Origin of the sequence: Saccharicrinis fermentans DSM 9555 = JCM 21142, assembly GCF_000517085.1 — a bacterium.
In the GTDB taxonomy this organism is placed as follows: domain Bacteria; phylum Bacteroidota; class Bacteroidia; order Bacteroidales; family Marinilabiliaceae; genus Saccharicrinis; species Saccharicrinis fermentans.
The window spans coordinates 5,902,326-5,926,711 of sequence record NZ_KI912107.1; the positions used below are offsets into that span (position 1 = coordinate 5,902,326).

Consider the following 24,386-nt stretch of genomic DNA (forward strand, 5'->3'; position numbering starts at 1 on the left):
AGGCAATATCCTTTGGGTATTTCTATGGAATTATTGTGCACTGAAATTTAAATCAAAAAATGAAGAAGATGAAAAAAAATCATTTGAAAAATGGCCGAATGGTCATGCTTAGTTGGCTGATGCTGATGTTTTGCAGCATGAGTGGCTTTGCACAAGTGCTAAATGGCAAGGTAACCGATACTCAGGATGATCCGTTACCGGGTGTTACGGTGATGCTGAAAGGATCCTCTACGGTGGGTACAATTACAGATATCAATGGAATGTATACTTTAAAAGTAAATAATTTAAAATCAGATGTAATTGTTGTTTCTTTTATTGGGATGGAAACCCAAGAAATTGCCGTGGATGGTAGGTCAACAATTAATATAGTGATGACCGACGCCTATACTCAATTGGATGAAGTTGTGGCTGTTGGATATGGAACCGTGAAGAAAAGAGATATTACGGGTTCTGTTTCATCGGTGAAGGGTGATGCGCTGGAAGCCATACCTGTAACTTCGGCTGCTCAGGCGATGGCCGGACAGATGGCCGGAGTTAATATCACTACAACGGAAGGATCTCCTGATGCGGAAGTTAATATTCGTATACGTGGAGGTGGTTCTATTACTCAGGATAATTCGCCTATGTATATTGTAGATGGTTTTCCTGTGAGTACAATTTCCGATATTCCTGCTTCCGAAATACAATCCATCGATGTACTTAAAGATGCTTCCTCTACTGCTATTTATGGAGCTCGTGGTGCCAATGGTGTGATCATTATTACTACTAAAAGCGGAAAAGAAGGGAAAGTCTCTGTGAGTTATAATGCCTATACTGGTATAAAAAAAATAGCCAATGAATTGGATGTGCTCAGCGTGGAGGATTTTGTTCGTTGGCAATATGAGTATGCAGTGCTAAAGAATGGAATGGATGAGCTAGATTCCTATGAAAAGTATTTTGGATATTATAAGGATATAGATCTTTATAATGGACAAAAGGGGAATGACTGGATGGAGCAGGTTTATGGACGAACAGGAACTACCTTTAGTAATGACCTAAGTGTGAAGGGCGGATCAGAGAAATTTGCCTATAACTTTAGCTATGCGGGTGTCAATAACAAAGAAATTATGTTGGGGTCTGATTTTGACCGTACAAACTTAGTCCTAAAGCTGGATCATAAGCCCAATGAGAAAATTAAAATTTCCTATTCGGTGCGTTATTCCGATACGGAAATTAATGGTGGAGGAGCCATTGAGCAAACGACGGCTACACCATCCGATTCTCGCGTAAAGCATGCAATGATATATTCTCCAATTCCATTGAATGGACTAGAGGACTACGCAGATGAGGAGGTGTCGAGTTATATGATTAACCCCCTTACTGCCGTTGATGATAATGATAAAAAACAAGAAAGAACTACCCTGAATATGGGGGGGGAGCTTTTCTTGGGAAATCATAGAAGGATTAACTTTTAAAACAGAACTGGGACTGCAATCCTATACCTATACTGAAGATCGTTTTTATGGTACCAGTACTTATTATGTGAATAATAATGTGGAGGCTGATTATCAGGGGTCACCAGCCGCTAGGATACGCAAAAGAAAGAAAGACTCCTTTAGAAATACAAACTCTTTAAATTATGATTTTAAAAATGTAATAAATGACGATACGCATTCTTTAAAACTACTTATTGGGCAAGAGCTTTTAGAATCGGAACAAAGTGAATTGACCAATATTATACAGGGATATCCATCATTTTTTACATCCAGTGAAGTGTTTAGGTTGACTTCGCAGGGAAATCCATTGAGTACCGATAATATCATTAGTGCAGATGATAAGTTGTTGTCATTTTTTGGAAGGGTAAATTATGGTTATCAAGGTAAATATTTGCTTTCTGCAACCTTCAGAGCTGATGGATCCAGTAAATTTGGAAACGGAAACCGTTGGGGATATTTCCCCTCAGCGGCTGTTGCCTGGCGAATCTCTGAGGAAGGTTTTATGCAAAGCACGGCCTCTATACTGAGTAACCTAAAATTACGACTAAGTTACGGAACAGCAGGTAATAATAATATTCCTTCAGGTCAGTTGATGCAGGAATTCAATTCTGGTTCTACCACTTATATTAATAATGTTGACTCTTACTGGGCAGTATCTTCTCGTATGGCGAACCCTGATTTGGTGTGGGAAACAACAGTAACACGTAATACCGGATTAGACTATGGTTTGTTTAATAATAGGCTAAATGGTTCGTTTGAAGCTTACCTGAATACCACGACCGACTTACTCATTGACTTCCCGGTTTCGGGTACTGGTTATTCATCTCAGTTCAGAAATATGGGTGAAACAGAAAATAAAGGTTTTGAGGCATCTATCAACTGGATCGCCATCGATCAACCTAAATATGGTTTGAGTATAGGGTTTAATATTGCGATGAATCGTAACCAGATTAATTCGCTTGGTATGATGGAAGATTATGGAGTATCCTCAGGTTGGGCATCTACCGAAATAGGTAACGATTACTGGATTGCAAAAGGAGCTCCTGTGGGACAAATAAGAGGTTATTTGTCAGATGGTAGATATGAGGTGTCCGATTTTGAAAGTTATGATGCTTCGGCAGGTAAGTGGGTGCTAAAAGAAGGCGTAGCTAATACGGATTTGATAGGTGATATCCGCCCTGGATCGATGAAGCTGAAGGATACAGACGGCGATTTTGATGTTGATCAGGATGATGTGAGAATTATTGGTGATGTAAATCCGCTGGGAACAGGAGGTTTTAATATTGCGGGTCGCTTTTATGGCTTTGATCTTTCTGCTGTATTTAGCTATAGCTATGGAAACGATGTGTATAATGCCAATAAAATTGAGTATACTTCCACCAGTAGATACCCATATCGTAATATGATTGATATGATGGCTGAGGGTGAAAGATGGGTAAATATTGATGATGAAGGACAACTGGTTAATGATCCTGCGCAATTGGAAGCCATGAATGAAAATACAACCATGTGGTCGCCTTACATGGATAGGTATGTATTGAGTGATTGGGCGGTTGAAGATGCATCTTTCCTTCGTCTTAATACATTAACCCTGGGGTATTCCATCCCTAAATCACTCACGCAAAAAGTCCATATCAATAACATGAGGTTTTATGCCACCTGTAACAATGTGTTTGTGCTGACCAATTATAGTGGATTCGACCCTGAGGTATCAACCCGTAGGTCAACCCCGCTTACTCCTGGAGTAGATTATTCTCCTTACCCTAAGAGCAGGCAGTTTATTTTTGGTTTAAACCTTAATTTTTAATTGAAGTAATTGAAAATCATGAAGAAGATAACATATATATTAATATTATTTTTCGCAATGATCATGTCATCATGCGAAGAAGACTACTTGGATGCGCCTACACAGTCTACGATGGATGAGTCTTTGATATTCTCAAAACATGAGTTGGCTAAGGGTGCGATTGATGGAATAAAAGAGGTAATAGGACAGACCAACTCATATAGAGGCCGTTTCTTAACTCATTATGGTTCTAATACCGATATTGAGTGGAATAACTCAACAAGTTCTAATGCCCGGGGAGATTTATCCAGATATATTAATTCTCCTACCAATACAGATATGAATAGGAGTAATGTGTATTGGGCTATGTTATATACTGGCATTGAACGTGCTAATATCTGTATTCGAGGTCTACGGAATTATGGTAATCCTGAACCTGGGACTGAGATGGGGCAGCTTTTAGGAGAGGCCATTACTTTACGAGCCATTTATTATGCCGACTTATTAAAAGCTCATGGCGATATTGTGGCTCGCTTTGAACCGATTACTTCTGAAACAATCTACTTACCCAAGAGTAATAGGGATGTTATTTATAAGCAGCTTATTGCTGACTTAGAAGAAGCGGCAAGCTTAGTGGCATGGCCCAATGAAACAGAAGCAACTTCGACTACTGAAATGGTGAACAAAGCCTTTGTGAAGGCCTTTAGAGCGCGCCTATGCCTGATGGCTTCAGGTTTTTCACAAAGGGGTAATAGTATTCGCAGAAGTACGGATCCAGAACTTGCACCAGAGGTTCTTTATCCTATTGCATTGCAGGAATGTAAAGATGTTATTGAAAGTAATACTGTTGCGCTGGAAAGTAGTTTTGAAACTTTATGGAGAAAGAACTGTGAAGAAGTCATTACTGCTGGTGGTGAGTCTTTATGGGAAATTCCTTATTCCGAAGGCCGGGGGCGTCATCTGTTTACTTATGGAGTTAAGCACCAAATAGCAGATCAATATACAGGCCAGCCACGTGGAGGAACATTTGGCCCTCTTCCTCATGTATATTATGATTTTGATGCAAAGGATACTCGTAGGGATGTAACCTGTGTGCCTTATCTGTGGAGTAAGTCTAATCCTGCAATCCAGGAGCTGGATGGGGTTGAAATATGGTATTTTGGAAAATGGCGCTATGAGTGGATGACAAGGTATGTAACATCGACTAATGATGATGGTGTAAATAAAATTTATATGCGCTATGCCGAGGTATTGTTAATGGCTGCTGAAATTGAAAATGAACTAAATGGGCCAACTGCTGCTGCTCCTTACTTGAAAGAAATTCGAAAAAGAGCATTTTTGCCAACTGATTGGTCTGAAAAAGTGGATGCTTATGTGGATGTGTTGGCTACTAAAGAAGCTATGTTTGAGGCTATTGTGAAAGAGCATGGCTTTGAATTGTGTGGTGAAATGGAAAGAAAACAGGCTTTGATTCGTTGGAATATGCTGAAATCTAAAATGGATGAAGCCAAACAAAAAATGGATGAGCTACGCAACTTGGTGGGTGATTATTTTGATGTGCCGTCTACGATATATTATGGTTATCTGTCTGATGGTGAAACCCTCGATATATATGGTCTGGAAAGAGGAGAGAGTGACGATAAGTCAGCTGATTACGACTATCAGACAACTTGGATCAGTGCTTCCAAAATAGATGATGAAAAAATAAATTCTATCTATACCAATAACCCGGATGAAAACCAGTTCTGGCCTATTTGGCAAGAGTTTATTGATAACAGTAACGGAATGTTGAATAACGATCCTATTGAATAGTTGGATGCAAATAAATATTAAAAATAATCATATGACTAAAATATTAAAATATACAGGAGTCTTAGCTGGCTTTATTGCTATGCTAGTATTTAGTGCCTGTGACGATGATATTAGTCCGGTTGTGGAAGAGCTGGATTTTGACCGTGTTTTTACTCCGTTGGAATTGGAGGCGAAAATTAGTAATCAAACCACTGTTGCATTTGATTGGGGGTTTAATAAAGGAATAGATTCGTATGTGTTGGAAATAAGTGATGATAGTTTGATGTTTGCCAATATTATTCATTCGGTATCTCTTAGTCCTGAACAAACGCCCTATGTTTACGAGTTGCCAGCTGGTGATAGTCAGTATTCAGTGAGGATAAAAGGCGTCAGTGGTGAGGCGGATGACTCTAAATGGGCTACACTGGCTTTTAAATCACTGCCTGAAAACTTATTTGCTAATTATGATGTGGAGATGACAGGTATAGGTGCTATTACGCTTCACTGGAAGTCGGGAAAAGAAGTTTCCTCAGTCGTGTTTTCTTCGGCTTCGGGTGATGTGCCATATACCGTTACGGATGATGAGATAGCTGCGGGACTAAAGAGTTTTGTGGATCTGCCCAATGCTGTTTATCGTATTAAATTGATGAATAATGATAAGGTTAGGGGAGCCATTGATTATGTTTTAGAAGGTGATGTTTTGTTAGATGAGGGTGCTGATATTCCATCTGCCATTGCGGCAGCTTCTGCTGGTGATGTAATATTGCTACAAGCAGGTGTAAGTTATGGTTTTGTGGGAGATTATATGATAGATAAAAGTATAAAGATAAAAGGATTAGATGGTAAAATGCCGGTGCTCTATACTACAGATGGCGATAGGATGTTTTATATTGGAGCAAGTATGTCTCCTGCTGATTCTATGGTTTTTGAAAATTTGTATATGAGCGGATTCGTAAATCATGATGCTTCTCAAGGTCAAATTCGAGGCGTTTTTGATATGGAAGGTGAAGCATGTCATATCGGATCGGTGAAATTTCAAGGGTGTAAGCTTTACGATATGGGACGCCAAATTATGCGCCTGAGGGGCGGTGCTGATCAAACTGTAGGTGCCTTTGTGTTGGATGATTGTATCATTCATAATCTGGGTAAATCAAGTGGTAGCTATGGTGTCTTATGTGGAACGGGTACCAATACAAATGTTACGCATGTTCAAATAAGTAATTCTACCATAGATAGTTTAGCCTGTCATTTTATTAGGTATGATAAACCAACAGCTTGCGAAAGTATTATTGTTGAAAATTGTACTTTTAATAAAGCTCCTTATAAATCAGGTAGATATTTTATGGATATCAGAGATGCCGTGATAAGCAATGGTGTGGAAATCAATAACTGTATTCTTGGTAATACTTCGTATGGTGATGAAGCTTCAATTTACGGTGTCAGAAAGTCGGATGACATAGTATTATCTGTTAATGATTCTTATGTATGCACTGATTTTGTAAATTCATCTTACTCAATTGTTGATATGTGTAATTCGTTAGGGATGAGTTCTATGGATTTGTGGAGTGATCCGGATAATGGTGATTTTAGTTTTGTGACGGATATTGTTGCAGCTGGTGATCCTCGTTGGAGATAGGCATTTGTTTCAACCACAAATAGAGTATGGGTATGGTGTTAGTGCCATGCTCATACTTGTTGTTGTTGAAGTGATAACTCACTGGACAATTTAAAAATTTAACATGCGAAAGTTTAGTATATTTATTTTCTTAATGGTGGTCTGTGTATACAGCTATGCCGCTGTTTATTATGTGTCTACCTCAGGTAGTGATGAGTATTCTGGAGTTAGTGTTTCTTCTCCTTTGGCTTCAATACCAAAGGCTGTTTCAGTGGCACAAGCGGGAGATATCATTTTTATCAGAGGAGGGGTATATGCTTATTCTGCTAAAATCAGTATATCTCGAAATGGTACTTCAGAAAATCCCATTAGATTAGAGAATTATCAAAATGAAAAAGTAGTCATAGATTTTTCTCCCATGTCCCTCAATAGCAGTAACCGTGGCTTTAGTTTAAGCGCAGATTATTGGAGAATAAAAGGATTGAAAATTATGAAGGCGGGAGATAATGGAATGCATATATCGGGACATTATAATGTGATTGAAAATTGTGTGTTTTTTGCCAATCGGGATACTGGTTTACAGTTGGGGAACGGGGCTTCCAATAACAAGATTGTCAATTGCGATAGTTATGGGAATGCAGACCCCGAGGATTTTGGTGATGCTGATGGTTTTGCTTGTAAAATAGACGTGGGTGATTATAATTATTTTTATGGGTGCAGGGCTTGGTTAAATGTGGATGATGGTTGGGATGGATATATGAAGGATAATACCCAAGCTCATACTCAGTTGGAAAATTGTTGGACTTGGATGAATGGTTATTTTTTGGATGGTAGTGACGGAGGTGAAAGTGCCAATGGGAATGGATTTAAAGTGGGAGGTAGCTCAAATAAAGACTTAGAACATCATTTTACCTTAGTTAACTGTGTTGCCTTTGACAATAAATCAAAAGGTTTTGACCAAAATAACAATACGGGTAATATGAAGTTTTATAATTGTACTGCCTTTAGAAATAAGGTAAGTAATTATTCTATACCCAGGGCTTTGAACAACGGAAATGTGGCAGAGGTGAAGAACTGTATAGCTATTGACGACAATGTAAAAGTGGGAAATTTTGTTGAGCAGCAAAATAATAGTTGGAATGGAGTGTCATTTGATCAGAATGATTTTTTAAGTGTGGATACTACTGGTGTTTCCGGACCAAGAGAGGCTGATGGTAGTCTTCCTGAATTGGATCTGTTTAAGCTTGCTGAAGGAAGCTCTTTGATTGATGCTGGTTTGGATCTGGGATATGAGTACGATGACTTGGCTCCTGATATGGGTGCCTTTGAATCTAACTTTAATGGCCTTGGTATTTTGCCTCTAAAAAATAATATGTGGGTATTTTCTTATTCAGCAAAACGATGTTTTGTGCTGACTATTTTTATTCTGAATAGTATTGGTTTTAATTGTTTTGGAAGGAGTATTGATTTTGTGGTTGCTAAGGATGGGACAGGCGATTTTCTTACGGTCCAGGAAGCAATAAATGCTGTTCCTGATTTTAGAAAAATAACTACGACCATTTGGGTGAAAAATGGTGTTTATAAGGAGAAATTGGTATTGCCGGCTTCAAAAACCAGGCTTACGCTCCTGGGAGAAAGTGCCAGAACTACCATCATTACTTTTGATGATTTTGCGGCTAAGAAAAATCGTTTTGGGGAAGAGATGGGAACAACAGGATCGTCTGGCTTTTTTGTCTTTGGTGACGAATTTACTGCACGAAACATAACATTTGAAAATTCGTCGGGTCCAGTGGGACAGGCGGTTGCTGTGCGTGTGGATGGAGATAAAGCATGTTTTTATAATTGTCGTTTTCTGGGATTTCAGGATACGCTCTATCCGCATAGAAAAGAGAGTAGGCAGTATTATGAGAATTGTTATATCGAAGGTACTGTGGATTTTATATTTGGATGGGCAACGGCTGTATTTTACAAATGTGAGATATTTTGCAAGGACAAAGGTTATGTTACAGCGGCAGCTACTCCGGAAGGGAAACCATATGGCTTTGTTTTTTTGAATTGTAAAGTAACAGGTAATGCACCCGATAAATCTGTGTACCTGGGCCGGCCATGGCGGCCTTATGCCAAAACCGTTTTTATTGAATGTGAGCTGGGAGATGTGATAAGAGATGAAGGATGGCATAACTGGAATAAGTCGGAGGCCGAAAAAAATGCTTTTTATGCTGAATATAATAACTCAGGAAGGGGAGCTGTACCTCAAAAGCGCATGAGCTGGTCGAAGCAGCTTTCTAAAAAACAGCGCGAGGAATATACGTTGATAAATATTTTTAATGGTTGGACACCGGCTTGTGAACATGACTTATTAGATGATGAAACGTGCCATGAGAATGGATTCATACATAGGGGGGTGATTAAGCTAGGCGTGTTCCATATGCCCATTGAAAGATAAAGATTAATACAATATAATTATGACAGGGATAGTAAAGAAGGTAAGTGGATTGGTATACCTGATTTTAATAACGATGGTTGCATGCAATAATCCCCATTCAAAACAGGAAGCCAATAAATGGATTTATGATGGTGTTGAATTCCAAATGCCAGAGGTGATTGAACCTGTGTTTGGAGATTATCAGGTTTCAATAGTTGACTTTAATGCCGTAGCTGGTGGTCAGGTATTGAACACAAAAGCCATAGAGGAGGCGATCAATGATGTGGTCCTTCATGGCGGAGGAACAGTTATTGTACCCAGGGGTATTTGGTTAACAGGACCGATAGTGCTAAAAAGCAATGTGAATCTTCATGTTCAGGCAGGAGCGCTGGTTGTCTTTAGTCCGGATAAGGATTTATATCCTTTGGTTCAAACAAATTTTGAAGGTTTAAATACCGTTCGTTGTCATTCTCCAATTTATGGGAAAGACCTGGAAAATATCGCAATTACAGGCAAAGGTGTCATTGACGGTTCGGGTGATGCGTGGAGGATGGTTAAGAAATCAAAGGTAACCATCTCTCAATGGAAAAACCTGATTGCGTCTGGAGGTATCGTTGATGATAAAGGAACTACATGGTATCCTTCTGAGAATTTTAAATTGGGAGCCGAGATCAGCGATATGAATGTGCCGCGTCGTTTTAAAGAGTTGAAAGAGTTTGAGGCAATTAGAGATTTTCTTCGCCCGGTGATGGTGAGTCTGGTAAATTGTGACAAAGTGCTGTTAGATGGGCCTGTATTTCAAAATTCACCGGCCTGGAATATCCACCCTTTGATGTGTAAAAATCTGACCGTAAGAAATATTGATGTTCGCAACCCATGGTACTCTCAAAATGGAGATGGCATCGACATCGAATCCTGTAAAAATACAGTTTTGTATAATTCAACTTTCGATGTGGGCGACGATGCTATTTGTATTAAATCGGGTAAGGATAAAGATGGTAGAGAGCGTGGAATTTCCAATGAAAATTTAATCGTCAAGAACTGTATTGTTTATCACGGACATGGCGGAGTCACAGTAGGTAGCGAGATGTCGGGCGGGGTTAAAAATCTCCATGTGTCTAAATGTACTTTTATTGGTACAGATGTGGGCTTGCGTTTTAAGAGTACACGAGGAAGAGGCGGAATTGTGGAAGGAATCTATATCTCAGATGTTGATATGATTCATATCCCTACCAATGCCATCTCATTTAATATGTATTATGGAGGCTTGTCGGTATCTGAGAGCTTAGCCAAGAAGGAAGATGAGGAAGAAGATGAGGAAGTGCCTGAAGTAACAGAGGAAACGCCTCAGTTTAGAGATATTCATATTAAAAATGTGACATGTAAAGGTGCCCAAACGGCAATTTATTTACAAGGTCTTCCTGAGATGAACCTGGAAAATGTAACATTGAAAAACCTTAATATGGAGGCGAAAAACGGCTTGCTTTGCATGGATGTTAAAGGTGTTCAAATGGATGGTATCTTATTGAAAACAGAAGTGCTGCCGGCAGTAAGTTTTATTAATGTTAAGGACCTTGTTGTTCAACGATTGAGTGTTACAGGGGCAGAAGAGGGTATCTTTGAAATAAGTGGAGATAAAACATATGCTGTCTCCATTGAACTTGATCCAAATCTTGTATTATCGGATGTGGTGAAAATAGGAGATTCTGTACGTGAGGGTGCTGTGAAAGCGGTGGTGAATGATTGATATTTGCTCTGCTGAGTGATGTTGCGCTAATTTTTAAAAGCTGAAAATTAAATTTAATCATATGAAGGAAATATTTGCGTATGGGTTGATGGCTGTTATTTTGCTGTCGTGTAATCAGAAAGATACTTTATGCATATACATGGTTGGAGATTCAACCATGTCGGTTAAAAAACCAGAAGTGGCGCCTGAAACAGGATGGGGAATGGTTTTGTCGGCATTTTTCGATGATGCGGTGATCATTAAAAATCATGCTAAAAATGGTAGAAGTACTAAAAGTTTTATCGTTGAAGGTAGGTGGATAAATGTGTTGGATAGTTTGACGCAAGGCGATTTTGTGTTGATTCAGTTCGGACATAATGACCAGAAGCATAATTCTCCAGAACGATATACTAAACCTTATGGTGATTATTATAGGAACCTTAAAAAGTTTGTTGTTGAAAGTCGACAGAAGGGAGCGACTCCTATTTTATTGACCTCAATAGTACGCCGTAAATTTTCAGAAGATGGTCAATTGATAGATACGCATGGAGATTATCCAAAGGCCATGAGGAAAGTGGCTGAGAATTTGAATGTAGGGTTGGTTGACCTTCAAAAATTGACACATCACTTGGTGGACTCGTTGGGAAGTGAAAAATCCAAAGTGCTGTATGTATGGACAAAAAACAGTGATTTATTTCCGGAGGGGAGACAGGATGATACCCACTTAAGTGTACAGGGAGCTGAAAAAGTAGCTGCGCTAGCGGTTCAGGAATTGAGGAAGTTAATTGGTGATTTGAAGCAACATATTGTTAATCACCCCTAATAGTATTTTAATGAGGAGAGCAGACAAATATCTGTTTGTGGCATGTTTTATTATTGTGTGTTCAATAACTGTTGCGTATCGATTGTGTTTTGAAGCGTCTTACCCCGCGCCTGTAAATGATGTTGGAGAAAATACGCCGCCAACGCTCTTTGTTAATAGTTCTTTGGCTCGTTTTCATGCAGGAAGGGATGCTTTTGTGGACAGCTTAAATAAAAATGATATTTATAATGAGACTTATTTGTTGTGTATTAACTCTTTTATTCTTATCACAAACGTTATGGGCTGATATTTATGCTGATATGGTGGTGGCAAAGGATGGGTCGGGCGATTATATTTCCATCAGTGAAGCTGTTGAAGATTTACCTTATTATAATTACCAACGTATTGTTGTGTTGGTTAAAAATGGAGTTTATAATGAAAAAATAAGATTGGAATGTGACTATATAACTATTCGGGGAGAAAGCAGGGATAGTACAATTATTCAGTATGCCCAATTGCGGGAAGACTGGCAACAAAAGAAAGATCATATTGGTCCGGCAGTCATTAATATTCATGCAGATGATATTATTTTGGATAACCTGACCATTCGGAATACCCAACCGAAAATAGGCCCTCATGCCTTTGCTATTCTGGGTAAAGGAACAAGAACTATCATTGTAAATTGTAATGTTACCAGTAATGGGGGAGATACAGTTTCTTTGTGGAATCATAAAACGGGAATGTATTATCATCACAATTGTTATTTCGAGGGTGCGGTTGACTTTGTTTGTCCCAGAGGTTGGTGTTATATTTCTAATTCTATTTTTAATGAATTGAAAAATACGGCCGCCATTTGGCATGCTGCCCCCGGTAACCAAAAACAAAAAATGGTATTAAAAGCTTGTCGCTTTTTAGGCCTTGATAGTTTTTACTTGGCTCGTCATCACTACGATGCCCAATTTTATTTTATTGGTTGTGAATTTTCATCTTTTCTAAGGGACAAAAATATCGAAAGGGTTCGCTATCCCAATCGACCCGAAAAGAATAGGCCTTACCTTTATGGAGATAGGTATTATTTTTATCATTGTAAGCGCGAAGGAGGTAATTACTCGTGGTTTGCTGATAATTTAAACGTGGCTTCCTTGGGTCCTGATACCATAGACCCGGAGTGGACCTTCGATGGACAATGGAATCCCATTGATACAGCTAATTTATACTTGGATAAAGTGGAATATGAGGGAGATTGTATGTATTTGTGGTTTGATGAAATAGTTATGCCTGTGGGTGATTTAAAAGTGGTGTCAGCATTTGGGAAGCTCTATTCGTATGCATCCGGAGCTGGTAGCGAAAGGTTGAAGTTGATGAGAGATAGCGAAGAAGTATTGGGTGATATGCAAGGTAAAGTATATGTATGTAGTGGGAATGTGCAAAGTGTGAAGGCTACTGTTAAAGCTAAATATTTGTTTAGCAGTGACGATACTGGCGTGCTGCAGGTGACTATTGAAAGAGACAATGAGCTTACTGATAGAAGATGACTTTTTTATATAAATTATTTGCTTGCACCATAAAAGATGACAAATAAATCATAATTTTGTGGGTTGTGTGGATTTACTGTCCTGCGATTTGAGAATAACAAACGGTGTGCAGGAAAAATATAAGCGGGGATAAACCTTGTTTGTGTGGAAGTGGAACGTAGTTTATAAAGTACAGAAGTTAATGCAAGTATGGAAAAGCTCATCGGAATCATACAACGAGTAACTTATCACAACAAAGAAAATGGATGGACTGTATTAAAGGTTAGTCCGTTGGATAAACCGCATGAGTTAAAAGCTGTAACCGTTCATCAAGCCAACGTATTTGCGGGAGCTACCTTTGAATTTGAGGGCGAGTGGGTGCAACATCCCAAATATGGTGAACAATTTAAATCGCATAATTCTTTTGAACGTAAACCAGCCAGTGCCTCAGCATTGGAAAAATACATAGGCTCGGGACTGATTTATGGTGTTGGTCCTAAGATTGCTAAACGTATTGTAAAGTATTTTGGAAAAGAAACACTGGATGTTTTTGAGCATAATATTGAACGTCTGAAAGAAGTTACAGGCATAGCTCAAGCTAAGCTCGACCAGATACAGTCTTCTTGGACGGAACATCGAGAAATACGAAATGTGATGCTTTTTTTACAGGAGTACGGCGTAAGTACTTTATTTGCCGTTAAAATCTTCAAGACTTATGGCAATGAAGCTATTAATATTGTAAAAGATAACCCTTATCAACTATCAAAAGATATTTATGGTATTGGTTTTTTTTCGGCAGATAAGATAGCGCTGAGTATGGGAGTTGAAAAAGATAGCCCCAAACGTATGCAGGCAGCTGTCAGCCACGTGCTTGCCGCAGCTCGAGAACAAGGTCATTGTTATTTGGAGCTGCCACATATACAAAGTGATGTTGAAGCCCTTTTAAAGGAAGGTTTTCCGGATCTTTTAGTAGATGTCGTTCATCAAATGGAAGAGGGAAACGACCTGAAAATAAGGTTGAAACAAGAGAATGATATCCAGGTTAAGTGTTATTATTCCAAATCGCTCTATTATGATGAGCTGTACACTGCAGAAACGATCAAAACATTTCTTTCGAAACAGATCAGTGTTGATTCGCAAAGGGTTAAAGATTGGCTGAGCCGTTTTAATGAACAACAAGAGTTTCCCTTAAGTGATGAGCAGTTTAATGCGGTTCTTAAGATTTGTCAACAAGCGTTTTCTATATTAACTGGTGGTCCTGGCTGTGGAAAGACAACCACCACCAAGGCCTTGGTGAAATTATTGTTGGCCATGAAAAAGCGGGTGACGCTTGCTACACCAACAGGTCGGGCGGCACAGCGCATGAGTGAGGTTATTGGTAGGGAGGCAAAAACCATTCATCGCTTGCTAGTTTGGCAACCTCATACGGGGCAATTTAAAAAAAACAAAGAGGAACCTCTAGAAACGGATTTTGTTATAATTGATGAATGCTCCATGCTTGATATTTCCATATCAGCATCTTTGTTACGAGCTATACCTGAAACAGCTCAAGTGTTATTTATTGGTGATCCCAATCAGCTTCCGTCGGTGGGAGCAGGAAACGTTCTTAAGGATTTAATAGAAAGTGGGCAAGTGCCTTACTTTCATCTAGAAAAGATTTTTCGTCAGGCTAATCAAAGTCAGATTATAAAATTTGCCCACCAAATCATTAGAAGACAAATACCTCCCATAGAATCGCCAATACATGTTCCTGACATCTGGAATCAAAAGGTCGATTGCCTTTTTCTCGATTCAGAAGAGGCCAACAAGGAGCAACTGCTTTTTATAAAGAAGATTAGGAAGTCGATGCGTTATGTTATAGAGAGTGAGGGCATTGCTTTTGTTCGTGAGCAAAGGGCTGACGATGTAGATGATCATTATAAATCCATTACTCAGACCAATGATATCTATATAAATAATACCTCCGAATCAGAAATTGAAGAATTGCGAAAGAAAGGGGTCCGTTCGTATATATTTAATGTGCCTACTAATTACTTACATGCAGATATTCAATCTTTATTAAAGTCGGAGAGTGATGCAGAGGCTTTAAAAAATATTATAAAAGGTATTCATCCTTGGTCAAGTTTAAATTATGGTTTTACTGCTTCTGAAATGGTTGTCAGGCTATATGTAAAAACTATTAAAGAACGATTAGGGTGTGATACAGAGGTGCAAATATTAACTCCCATGACTGTTGGAAGTATGGGGACCCGTAATCTGAATCAACTGGTTCAGGATGCAGCAAATCCCATTGATGCAGGAAAAGCAAGTTTGCAAATGGGTGAAAGGACCTTTCGTACGGGCGACCGTGTAATTCAGCGTCGTAATAACTATGATCTTGAGGTTTTTAACGGTGATATTGGACAGATAACATCCATTGATAGTCAGAATATAACCATGGAAATAAGCTATGCGTCAGGAGATAATACGAGGGAGATACATTATGAGAAGCAAGATATCTTAGATATTGACCTTGCTTATGCTATCACCATACATAAGTCGCAGGGGAGTGAGTTTGATGCAGTTATAATTCCGGTTGTACTTCAACACTTTAACATGCTATATCAAAACCTGATATATACAGCATTAACAAGAGCAAAAAAGATGGCTATATTCGTTGGAACAAGAAAAGCTTTAGGGATAGCCGTTAAAAATATTGATAATCGTTCAAGAAAGACGATGTTGAACAGTTTATTAAGAGAGTCGGAAGTCAGAAGATTGAAGTCGGAAGACGGGAAATAGAGAATATATTACAGTAGAAGACTTTAATATTTATTATGAAGAAGCTTTCAATCTAATGAACATGATGATAGCATTCAAAAAGAGAATTAAGTAAGTTGGAAGGTTGAAGGCGGAAGGTTGTTCGTCAACTCCGCGCTTCAGACTTCCATCTTCCGTCTTCTGTCTTCCGTCTTCTGACTTCAAACAATAAAAATATAAGATAGCGATGGCACAGCAATTTGGACAAACGTGGTGGGGAGAACACTTCCTAAAAGCACTTACAGATATTGATTATTCAAACAGATTACCCAGAGGTAGAAGTTATGCTCGTAATGGATATGTAGCATCCATTAATATAGTAAATAACAACATTGAAGCTAAAGTTAAAGGAAGTCGTCGAACACCTTACTCGGTTCAGGTTACAGTACCAATGTTTTCCGATACCGAGAAGAAAAAGTTAATACAAGCTATTAGTGAAGACCCTTTGTTGCTCTCTAATTTACTTAACCGGAAATTGCCACATGAATTAAATAAAATAGCAAAAACACATAATATAGCCGTATTCCCCAATAAGTGGTCTGATTTCAACATGCAATGCTCATGCCCCGATTGGGCTGTCCCCTGCAAACATTTAGCATCGGTTATTTATATGATTTCGGCTGAAATTGACAGAAACCCTTTCCTTATTTTTCAGCTTCATGGTTTAGATATATTAAAAGAGTTAACCAAAACCGGAATGACCCTTGAAAGTGAAATGGATATTCCGCTTTTTCAACACATGCTTCAGGATAGTCCATTGGAAAATATCAATTCAATAGAAGTAAATGATGAACACTTTGATTTGTCAAAAGTAACACCTCAAACAGAAAATCTTTTGTCGTTGCTTGAAACCAAAAGTATTTTTTACGATAAACCTTTTGTTCCTTTACTCAGGAAAAATTACAAAGCCCTTGTCCGACATGCAAAAACCTTACTGAATAAAGATGTAGTAGAGTTCGAACCAAAGGTTTTTGAAAGCATTGAAAGGGTGGAGCTATTGGTTAATCACGATTCCTCTTTCCAAAAAATAAGCTTCCATTCCGATAAAGGAGATTTGGTTTTTAATGCAGCTGACGATGGAATAGATTCCCTGATTAACTTCCTAGCCCGATTGCCAAAAAAATATGAACAACGACTATCACCCGATTTAAAAACCTTATACAGAGCTTGGTATTTAAGCGTTAAACTTGGCGAATGTGGAGCTTTTTTGCCTCAAATTCTGGCAACAAAAAAAGATGAATATGCAATACGGTGGATTCCGGCTACCATAAACGAAGAAGTTAATGCATTACTTGAAGCACTTGAACAAAGTATTTCTCCGACATTGGTTAAAGTGTCGGTTAGTGCAAAAAAGCAAAAATACTTATCATTTCGAGAGCAATCTATCACCATCGTGTCACTTTTCTTAAGTCATTATATAAAAGAGAATAGTTCCGTTCAGGCTAGGGCAACGCAATATTTAGAAACAAAAATTGAACAATTATTCTTCAGGAATGAATGCTATACTTTTAATCATCTTGGAGAAAAACAAATACCGGAAGCCATTCACCAATACTTGCAACGTTTTTATATAAGCGAAAAGCCATACGTACCACTTATTAAAATTGATGATAATCAGGATGAAAACAACTTTGAATTTCAACTTTGGGTTGAAAACCGTAAGGATTCAATTCAGGAACCAATATCACTTGCTGATTTTATAAAAGACAAAGCATATAATAAATTTAAGACATCATTATTTCAATCATTGGCAAGTTTATCGCATGATTTTACAGCAATAAATCCATTAATATCATCCTCAGGTAAAGATCAGCTATTCTTTGATTCAGATACTTTTGCTGATGTTTTACTAAACATCTTGCCTGTAGTAAAATTGCTGGGCATCCGTATTTTATTGCCTAATTCACTTAAGAGCCTGGCTCGTCCTAAAGCATCTTTAAAATTAGAAAGCAACAATTCAAACTCATCCGGCAAAAGTTATCTCAACCTGAACGAAATGCTGCAATTTGAATGGCAAATAGCCATTGGCGACAAAACCATTCCGGTAAGTGAATTTAAAAAGTTGGTTGACGGCACATCGGGTGTGGTAAATATTAAGGGAGAATATGTGCTAATTGACCAAAAAGAAGTGGCAACCTTGCTCGCTAATCTTGACGAAGGTAAGCAGCTCTCTCATGCGGAATTGCTCCAGTCTGCTTTGACTGAGGAGTATCAGGAAGCAAAAATATCGCTTTCAGATACTGCAAGACAATTGATAAATGAATTATTACAAAGCGACAGAATTGCAACTCCTGCCGAATTGAATGCAACATTGCGTCCATACCAGGAACGTGGATACCAATGGCTATACAACAACAGTAAGGTAGGATTTGGAAGCATTATTGCTGATGATATGGGACTTGGAAAAACATTGCAAGTCATTAGTTTATTACTGCAATTCAAAAATGAAGGTCGCTTAAATAAGAAGAAAGCATTGGTTGTTGTTCCCACAACATTGATTACTAACTGGCAAAAGGAGATTGAACGATTTGCACCGCAATTGTTGCCTCATATATATCATGGTGCAAAACGAGAATTTAAAACCGACGAATGCGATTTGGTAATTACTTCCTATGGAATGTTACGTAGCGATGCATCTAAATTTCAGAAGATTAAGTGGGAAGTATTGGCCATTGATGAAGCTCAAAACATAAAGAATCCGGGAACGGAACAAACAAAAGCAGTTAAAAAAATAAAAGCTGATGTTAAAATCGCTATGAGTGGAACTCCAGTTGAAAACAGGCTAAGTGAATATTGGAGTTTATTTGATTTCGTTAATAAGGGCTATCTGGGTTCAGCAAAGTATTTTAAGAAAGCTTTTGCCTCACCTATCGAGAATGACAATAATGAGGAACAACTTGAAAGGTTCCGGAAAATAACAGAACCTTTTATCCTCAGAAGATTAAAAACCGATAAATCAATCATATCTGATTTGCCCGAAAAAATTGAGCATGATTGTTTTGTTGAACTTGCAAAAGAACAAACAGCACTGTATCAAAATGTGGTCGATTCGATGATGAAAACGCTTGAAAATGCAGAAGAAGACTCCATTGAAAGAAAAGGGCTGGTGCTTAAAATGATGACCGCTTTAAAACAGGTATGTAACCACCCGTCACAATTCTTAAAGAAAGAAGATGACCGTATAGAATTATCAGGAAAAACGGAGATGTTGATTCAGTTGCTTCGTTCCATTTACGAGAATGATGAAAAAGTACTGATATTTACCCAATACAAAGAAATGGGGACAATTCTTGTGCGCATTTTAGAAAATGTTTTCGATAGTCAACCTCTTTTCTTACATGGAGGTGTTTCTCGTCAGAAAAGAGATGACATGGTTGAAGATTTTCAGACTAAAAAGCATAAGAAAATATTTATCCTTTCCATAAAAGCCGGAGGTACAGGATTAAACTTAACCGCAGCTAATCATGTTATCCATTACGATTTGTGGTGGAATCCGGCTGTTGAAGCTCAAGCTACCGACAGGGCTTTTCGTATTGGTCAGCAAAAAAATGTATTGGTGCATCGCATGATTTCCAAGGGGACTTTTGAAGAAAAGATTAATGAAATGCTTCTGGATAAAAAACACTTGGCTGATTTAACCGTTTCAGCTGGTGAAAAATGGATTGGAGATTTGTCTAACATAGAGCTTAAAACCCTTGTTAGTATGAATGATTAAGGCTGAGTGCCTGAGTGTTTGTAAGGAATGGCTTTGTCGCAAATATCCACCAAATTTGCGACATAAAAATACATCATAGATGCTTAAAACAACTGAAATACATATAATTGAAAAATAAAAAAAGCCAAGAGGGGTTCGGTGTTTTTTGTGGATGATTTTTTACGCTTTGGTTCGTCGAAAGCAGCAGGGAAAGCTTTGGAGCGACTTGTTATGAGAGGTGAAATATCCAGAGTAGCCAGAGGTATGTATGCACGCTTAAAGAAACATGAAATATTTGGGGAGATTCAGCCAACTGTTGAAGAAATAGCAAATGCAATAGCTAAAAGAGATAAAGCTCGCATTGTTCCTACCGGAGTTTTAGCATTAAATGCCCTTGGTTTATCAACTCAAGTACCATTAAAAATTGTTTATCTGACAGATGGTTCTGCCCGGATTATTAAAATTGGGCAACGAACGATAAAATTCAAGAAAACTTCTCCTAAAAACCTTGCTACGATTGGAGCTATTAGTAGCCTAGTCATACAAGCACTTAAAGAAATAGGAAAAGATAATGCAACTGATGATGAAATAAAGATTGTACTAAAACAATTAGAAAAAGAAGAGCAGTATCGTTTAGAACAGGATATAAAACTAGCCCCGGAGTGGATACGAATTATCATGAGAAAAGCCTTAAAAAAAGAAGATTATGAATAGATGGCATAGTGTTCCGGATGCAGACAAACAGGTAGCACACAATCAGATTTGGGAAAAGACCAACCTTCCTGCATTTGCAGTTGAAAAAGATTGGTGGGTTGTTCAAACACTTTCCATTTTATTTGAGTTGGAAATTGGCGAATACTTGGTATTTAAAGGTTAATGTGCAGATGCACATTAACCTTTTTATGTATAGCAAATGATTATGCATAGTTGGATTCTTTATCTATTTTATAATCAACGCTATTTTCTTCTTCAAATAGCATTTACTGTACATAGTAATTTTCTATATTTTGATTCTCACCAATTTATAGAAATTATGAAAGATTTATTGATTCGAGGATGGGATGTCGTTAAACGAGCATCCCTGTACCTGTCGGAGAAACTTGAATTCTCCAGTTTCACAGTTGACAAACACTTCAAGAATTGGCAAAATCTCAAAGAATTTGCTCTAACAAAGAAAGTGTGTGTTGACTTCAACAGTTATGAGAGTGTTAGAAAACTCATTTCTAATTATGTTTTATCTTCTCCGGGGGATTTTGAACAAAATACTTCTCTGAGCTATTCTTTGAACATACTTCAGGAATATATCCGAGATGGTAAAATCCTTAGCACACTTGAGACAACGGATTTTTCAGGTTCTATCGGGCAAAGAATGTTTGAGTTTATCAGCAAGAAGGAAGGAGAGCATTTAAGATTATCCTCTCTTAAAACTTATGAACTTCAATTGTCCCGTTTTCTTAAATACCAGAAAGAGACCTTCATTAATGATGATGTCACTTCAATTAACGCAAGTTGCCTATATAGTTATATAAAATATCTACCTGTTGAACATAAAAGCAACACCTACATTGCAATCAGTGTAATCAAGAGATTCTTAGAATGGCTGTTTGAAAATCATTATATCCAGTCTAATCTGTCGATTATGATACCAAGTGGGAGATATACCCAACAATCGGAACTCCCATCTGTATACACTAAAGATGAGATCGCGAGGATTTTGGGTAATGTCGATAGAGGGTACTCAACAGGAAAGAGAGACTATCTTGTTTTATTGCTTGGAGCACGGTTAGGTCTAAGAAGCTCAGATATATGCAATTTGAGATTCGAAAATATTAAATGGGAAGAAAACATTATTGAGTTGGAACAGGTGAAGACATCCAACCCATTGAATCTACCATTACTTCCAGAAGTGGGGAATGCTATTATTGACTATCTTCGTTACGGACGTCTAAAATCTGATTTACCATATATTGTACTAAGTGCAAAGGAGCCATATGTCAAATTGAAAAGTGGCTCTATCTATACCATTACAAGTAACGCGATTAAAACTGCAAAAATAGACGTGGGAAGACGTCGTCGGGGTCCACACGCGTTAAGGCACTCATTAGCGGCAAGAATGTTGGAAAGCCAAACGGCAATGCCTGTAATATCAGAGGTGTTAGGGCACGCAGATACGACATCAACTCTTTATTACTTAAGGATAGACGTGACATCGCTACGGGAATGTCCATTGGACACGAATATGGTAGCTGAAAGTTTTTATGAACAATTTAAGTGGTGAGTCATGGCAATGCGTTTTTACGGTACATATGCTGAATACATTAAAGCCTTTATTGATATTAAGCGTCATTGCGGTTTTAAGTATTGTACAGAAGAAAAGATACTACGTTTATTTGACGATTTTACCATACAACATAAAGAAAGAAGTATTGGCATTAGTAAGGAACTGGCTTTGGCGTGGAGTAAAAAACGGGAAAATGAATCTGACGCTTATCGATATAAGCGCAGTATTACATTAAACCAGTTTGCACTGTATTTAAGCCAGAACGGCAAAGCGTCCGCAAGGTCTCATGTTCCCAAACCCAGGAAAACCTTTGTTCCATATATCTATACTGTTTCTGAAACAGATAAAATACTGGAAATATGCGACAGTTTGATATGTGTACCAATGAGAATAGACTCTGTTCGTTTTGTAATGCCTGCTTTACTCCGTTTTTTGGTTTGTACGGGGGGTGAGAATCGGGGAAGCACTTGACATATTGGATGAAGATATGGACCTGAAACAAAAAGTGTTTGTTTTGCGTGATTCGAAAAATGGTAAAGAAAGACTGCTTCCCTTTACAAAATCACTTTGCGATGTTCTCTTGCAGTATCGTACACACCGGGATTGTCTAAACCCAAACAGATCCGAACCTTACTTCTTTATTACTGCAAGAGGAAAAAAATGTAATAGTGGACAGATTTACAAAGTCTTTAGGCTGGTACTGAAGGAATCCGGAATCCCATTTAAGGGGAATCATTACGGTCCGGATGTCCATCAACTTCGCCATACTTTTGCTGTGCGTTCATTACTACAGATGGTAAGAAACGGTATGGACATGTACAGTTCCTTACCAATCTTATCGACTTATCTAGGTCATCAGTCTATAGAAGCGACAAACAATTATGTACGCTTGACGGCTGAAATATATCCAGAATTAATACACAATGTGGAAGACATGCTCGTTAACGTCTTCCCTTGCCTAAAAAATGAATGTGATTATGAGAACGACTGATTTTGCAAAGCACCTAACAGACTTCCTCACAACATACCTTGTTGATGAAAGAGGGGCAAGTGAGAATACAATAAAGTCTTATCGGGACACTTTTGTCCAACTTATTGGGTATATCAACAAAGTTGAAGGTATAAACATAAACCTGATCACTCTATCCACCATAACAAGAGACAGGGTGGCTGCATTCTTGGATTGGATACAGAAAGAGAAAAAAGTGGGGGCATCCACCAGAAATAACCGCCTGGTTGCCATCCATTCCTTCATCAAGTATGTTCAATATCATCACCCTGATAATATTTTTGAGTTCCAAAGAATTTTGGCTATCAAGAGCAAACGTCACGAGCGGGGTAAAGTAAACTATCTTAGCTTGGACGGAATAAAGTTGCTATTGTCCATGCCGGATGCTAAGATTCGAAAAGGTCGTCGAGACTTGGCCCTATTATCCGTTATGTATGATGTCGGAGCTCGCGTACAAGAAGCCGCTGATCTGACGGTTCAAGATCTCCACAAGGAGAAACCATATTACGTCACAATCCATGGTAAAGGGCGGAAAATACGAACTGTTCCGATGCTGGAAGAACAAATGAAAATATTATTATCCTACATGGAGGAAAATGGGCTCTTGAAAAGTGAGTGCCGTCCTTATCCACTATTTACCAATAATAGAAAGGAAAAGCTAACCCGAGGTGGAACAACACATATTGTCAAAAAATATGCGGCGATGGCACGCTCTGAAAATGACGAAATTATGCCTAAAAGTATTTGTTGCCACACCCTAAGACACTCAAAGGCAATGCACCTGTTACAAGCAGGGGTAAACTTAGTATATATCAGGGATATATTAGGACATGTATCCATACAAACCACAGAAATATATGCAAGGGCTGATTCAAAGCAGAAACGAGAGGCCATCGAAAAAGCATATAAAAATGTTTCTCCTGAAATCGTTCCTCTTTGGGAAAGGAATGAGGATATACTTGATTGCGCTGAAACCTTTTCTTTATTGATTCTTGAGTCCTTATCAAAGGAATAAGTTGTAGAGCAAGAGTTATAGGGTTGTGTAAAATACAGGGAATCAGTATGTTTGTAGAGGGTAAGTCTAAAAATGAAGTTTGTGAGCAATTTATCCCTTTTTCAACAATTTGCACCGAAAGTCCCTGAAAAATTCAAGTAAGGTAATAATGCCGTGATTTATACAAGAGTATCGTCGGCAGACCAAGTATAATTGAAAAATCGGAATGTCCCTTTTTTTAAATCGGAATGTCCCTTTAAAAATATGTGTAAAGATAATAAAAGCAGCTTAATAGCTGCTTTTATTATCTGTGGTGGTGCTTTGGTATATTGGTTGACACAATGAGCCTGAAACGCTTGTATTACCCTTACAAAGCATTATATCAGTATACCCGGCATTATGGTTAACCTTAACAGGCATTTCATATTTAATTGCACCATCAAAAGGGTTGTTGGCCTCGAGGTTCTTTTGTAGC

Annotated in this window: 17 protein-coding genes; 16 read left to right on the forward strand and 1 reads right to left on the reverse strand. The window is 38.2% G+C overall.

Going from position 1 to position 24,386, the window contains the following annotated elements; genetic code table 11:
* Positions 1 to 68: 68 nt before the first annotated feature.
* From CYTFE_RS31615 to CYTFE_RS0123995, 16 genes are all read left to right on the forward strand, one after another.
* Positions 69 to 1,454, forward strand: coding sequence for a SusC/RagA family TonB-linked outer membrane protein (locus tag CYTFE_RS31615; protein ID WP_200871332.1), 1,386 nt, complete (start codon positions 69 to 71; stop codon positions 1,452 to 1,454).
* A 13-nt stretch (positions 1,455 to 1,467) separates the two neighbouring features.
* Positions 1,468 to 3,282, forward strand: a complete 1,815-nt coding sequence (locus CYTFE_RS31620) for a SusC/RagA family TonB-linked outer membrane protein (protein WP_235208196.1) — start codon at positions 1,468 to 1,470, stop codon at positions 3,280 to 3,282.
* A gap of 18 nt (positions 3,283 to 3,300) precedes the next feature.
* A complete protein-coding gene (locus tag CYTFE_RS0123930) occupies positions 3,301 to 5,073 on the forward strand; it encodes a RagB/SusD family nutrient uptake outer membrane protein (RefSeq protein ID WP_027473886.1) in 1,773 nt (590 codons plus the stop codon).
* A gap of 31 nt (positions 5,074 to 5,104) precedes the next feature.
* Positions 5,105 to 6,688: a DUF5123 domain-containing protein gene (locus CYTFE_RS0123935; RefSeq protein ID WP_161636270.1), complete on the forward strand. Its 1,584-nt coding sequence runs from the start codon at positions 5,105 to 5,107 to the stop codon at positions 6,686 to 6,688.
* A 103-nt stretch (positions 6,689 to 6,791) separates the two neighbouring features.
* A complete protein-coding gene (locus CYTFE_RS29710) occupies positions 6,792 to 9,113 on the forward strand; it encodes a pectinesterase family protein (protein WP_081736086.1) in 2,322 nt (773 codons plus the stop codon).
* 19 nt (positions 9,114 to 9,132) lie between these two features.
* On the forward strand, positions 9,133 to 10,839 hold the full coding sequence (locus CYTFE_RS0123945; protein WP_027473888.1) for a glycoside hydrolase family 28 protein: 1,707 nt from the start codon (positions 9,133 to 9,135) through the stop codon (positions 10,837 to 10,839).
* A gap of 61 nt (positions 10,840 to 10,900) precedes the next feature.
* Positions 10,901 to 11,641, forward strand: coding sequence for a rhamnogalacturonan acetylesterase (locus CYTFE_RS0123950; protein WP_027473889.1), 741 nt, complete (start codon positions 10,901 to 10,903; stop codon positions 11,639 to 11,641).
* A 227-nt stretch (positions 11,642 to 11,868) separates the two neighbouring features.
* Positions 11,869 to 13,155 (forward strand): pectinesterase family protein, encoded by a 1,287-nt coding sequence (locus CYTFE_RS28045; protein ID WP_161636269.1) that lies wholly within the window; start codon positions 11,869 to 11,871, stop codon positions 13,153 to 13,155.
* A 189-nt stretch (positions 13,156 to 13,344) separates the two neighbouring features.
* On the forward strand, positions 13,345 to 15,915 hold the full coding sequence (gene recD2 / locus CYTFE_RS28050; protein ID WP_044213268.1) for an SF1B family DNA helicase RecD2: 2,571 nt from the start codon (positions 13,345 to 13,347) through the stop codon (positions 15,913 to 15,915).
* 205 nt (positions 15,916 to 16,120) lie between these two features.
* Positions 16,121 to 19,648: a DEAD/DEAH box helicase gene (locus tag CYTFE_RS0123970; RefSeq protein ID WP_027473891.1), complete on the forward strand. Its 3,528-nt coding sequence runs from the start codon at positions 16,121 to 16,123 to the stop codon at positions 19,646 to 19,648.
* Between the two features lie 114 nt (positions 19,649 to 19,762).
* The gene (locus tag CYTFE_RS0123975) at positions 19,763 to 20,341 is read left to right on the forward strand and encodes a DUF6088 family protein (RefSeq protein ID WP_027473892.1); all 579 of its coding nucleotides are present in this window, start codon (positions 19,763 to 19,765) and stop codon (positions 20,339 to 20,341) included.
* Complete coding sequence (locus CYTFE_RS30230) at positions 20,334 to 20,504, forward strand: hypothetical protein (protein ID WP_154665725.1); 171 nt, start codon at positions 20,334 to 20,336, stop codon at positions 20,502 to 20,504. Before CYTFE_RS0123975 ends, CYTFE_RS30230 begins: the two co-directional genes overlap by 8 nt.
* A gap of 156 nt (positions 20,505 to 20,660) precedes the next feature.
* Complete coding sequence (locus CYTFE_RS28055; RefSeq protein WP_161636268.1) at positions 20,661 to 21,905, forward strand: tyrosine-type recombinase/integrase; 1,245 nt, start codon at positions 20,661 to 20,663, stop codon at positions 21,903 to 21,905.
* Positions 21,906 to 21,908: 3 nt separating this feature from the next.
* The gene (locus CYTFE_RS29195) at positions 21,909 to 22,379 is read left to right on the forward strand and encodes a hypothetical protein (RefSeq protein WP_052343417.1); all 471 of its coding nucleotides are present in this window, start codon (positions 21,909 to 21,911) and stop codon (positions 22,377 to 22,379) included.
* A gap of 16 nt (positions 22,380 to 22,395) precedes the next feature.
* Entirely contained in the window at positions 22,396 to 22,899 is a 504-nt protein-coding gene (locus CYTFE_RS32105) for a tyrosine-type recombinase/integrase (RefSeq protein WP_052343418.1), read from the forward strand.
* Positions 22,886 to 23,932 carry a site-specific integrase gene (locus tag CYTFE_RS0123995; RefSeq protein WP_027473893.1) on the forward strand — a complete coding sequence of 349 codons (1,047 nt, stop codon included), beginning with the start codon at positions 22,886 to 22,888 and terminating at the stop codon, positions 23,930 to 23,932. Before CYTFE_RS32105 ends, CYTFE_RS0123995 begins: the two co-directional genes overlap by 14 nt.
* Positions 23,933 to 24,199: 267 nt before the next feature.
* Here the strand turns inward: CYTFE_RS0123995 and CYTFE_RS30955 are convergent.
* On the reverse strand, positions 24,200 to 24,386 hold a 187-nt coding region (locus CYTFE_RS30955; protein WP_027473894.1), incomplete at its 5' end, for a hypothetical protein.

Excerpts from the sequence above, each read along its gene's own strand:
- CYTFE_RS31615 (WP_200871332.1), top strand. The coding sequence starts at position 69 with ATGAAAAAAAATCATTTGAAAAATGGCCGAATGGTCATGCTTAGTTGG.
- CYTFE_RS0123930 (WP_027473886.1), top strand. The coding sequence starts at position 3,301 with ATGAAGAAGATAACATATATATTAATATTATTTTTCGCAATGATCATG.
- CYTFE_RS0123935 (WP_161636270.1), top strand. The coding sequence starts at position 5,105 with ATGACTAAAATATTAAAATATACAGGAGTCTTAGCTGGCTTTATTGCT.
- CYTFE_RS29710 (WP_081736086.1), top strand. The coding sequence starts at position 6,792 with ATGCGAAAGTTTAGTATATTTATTTTCTTAATGGTGGTCTGTGTATAC.
- CYTFE_RS0123945 (WP_027473888.1), top strand. The coding sequence starts at position 9,133 with ATGACAGGGATAGTAAAGAAGGTAAGTGGATTGGTATACCTGATTTTA.
- CYTFE_RS0123950 (WP_027473889.1), top strand. The coding sequence starts at position 10,901 with ATGAAGGAAATATTTGCGTATGGGTTGATGGCTGTTATTTTGCTGTCG.
- CYTFE_RS28045 (WP_161636269.1), top strand. The coding sequence starts at position 11,869 with ATGAGACTTATTTGTTGTGTATTAACTCTTTTATTCTTATCACAAACG.
- recD2 (WP_044213268.1), top strand. The coding sequence starts at position 13,345 with ATGGAAAAGCTCATCGGAATCATACAACGAGTAACTTATCACAACAAA.
- CYTFE_RS0123970 (WP_027473891.1), top strand. The coding sequence starts at position 16,121 with ATGGCACAGCAATTTGGACAAACGTGGTGGGGAGAACACTTCCTAAAA.
- CYTFE_RS30230 (WP_154665725.1), top strand. The coding sequence starts at position 20,334 with ATGAATAGATGGCATAGTGTTCCGGATGCAGACAAACAGGTAGCACAC.
- CYTFE_RS28055 (WP_161636268.1), top strand. The coding sequence starts at position 20,661 with ATGAAAGATTTATTGATTCGAGGATGGGATGTCGTTAAACGAGCATCC.
- CYTFE_RS29195 (WP_052343417.1), top strand. The coding sequence starts at position 21,909 with ATGGCAATGCGTTTTTACGGTACATATGCTGAATACATTAAAGCCTTT.
- CYTFE_RS32105 (WP_052343418.1), top strand. The coding sequence starts at position 22,396 with ATGGACCTGAAACAAAAAGTGTTTGTTTTGCGTGATTCGAAAAATGGT.
- CYTFE_RS0123995 (WP_027473893.1), top strand. The coding sequence starts at position 22,886 with ATGAGAACGACTGATTTTGCAAAGCACCTAACAGACTTCCTCACAACA.